The sequence below is a fragment of the Pseudomonas sp. SDO52101_S400 genome (genome assembly GCF_054071635.1).
This window is the reverse complement of record NZ_JBSVWF010000175.1, coordinates 1-228: the sequence shown is the minus strand read 5'-3', so window position 1 is coordinate 228 and position 228 is coordinate 1. Positions and strand designations below refer to the sequence as shown.

General features: G+C 59.2%; 1 protein-coding gene. It reads left to right on the top strand.

Annotated features, from left to right (window positions below; genetic code table 11):
- Nucleotides 1-83: hypothetical protein (locus ACW9HX_RS29230; protein WP_457383228.1), on the top strand; the 83-nt coding region annotated here is incomplete at its 5' end.
- Nucleotides 84-228: the final 145 nt, after the last annotated feature.

Here is a 228-nt window from a genome sequence, read left to right as displayed (position 1 = left end):
ATGCCGGTTACCAGATCGCCATCGACTGCGCCAAGGAGCAGGGCCTGAACCTGCCAATGATTACTTCGGTTAAAGGAGCCTGAACATGACTGCACTGAACCTGATCCCTGGCCAACTGAGCCTGGCCCAACTGCGTGATGTCTACCAGAACCCGGTCAAACTGACCCTCGACTACAGCGCCGCTGCGCAGATCGAAGCCAGCGTCGCCTGCGTCGAGCAGATCCTCGC